This window comes from Halomonas sp. ND22Bw (genome assembly GCF_003011945.1).
In the GTDB taxonomy this organism is placed as follows: Bacteria; Pseudomonadota; Gammaproteobacteria; order Pseudomonadales; family Halomonadaceae; genus Halomonas; species Halomonas halophila.
On the sequence record NZ_PXWD01000251.1, the window covers coordinates 1 to 401 of the forward strand.

Below are 401 nucleotides of genomic sequence, written 5' to 3' on the forward strand. Positions count from 1 at the left end.
GATATTCCAGCCCGTAGAAGTACAGGAACACGAAGGCGATCTCGGCGGAGGGGTCGGAGCGTCCCGCCGCCAGCCATTGCAGATAGGCACGTCGGGCCGCGGGGCTGATCCCCTCGTACCGGCACCAGTAGGTCAATCCGGCCGCCGAGGCCCTGCCGGCCTTCGCCACGGGCAGCTCGGGATTGATGAGGCAGTTCTCCTGGCGCCAGGCGTCCGATCCGAGCTTCTCGCCGACATAGAACAAGCCTCCCGTGACCGTCAGGCCCTGGATCTCGACCACTTCGCCAGGCGGCACCCACCGGGCTGATCCACTCCGCTTGCCGCGCCCCTCCGGTCGACGCCGAATGACGGGTTCCAGCTGATCGACGAGTGCCGTGATCGTGAAGGCAGGCTCGTCAAGC

At 66.8% G+C, this 401-nt stretch carries 1 protein-coding gene; it reads right to left on the minus strand.

Going from position 1 to position 401, the window contains the following annotated elements; genetic code table 11:
- On the minus strand, nucleotides 1-401 hold a 401-nt coding region (locus CVH10_RS17920; RefSeq protein ID WP_181244472.1), incomplete at both ends, for a TerB N-terminal domain-containing protein.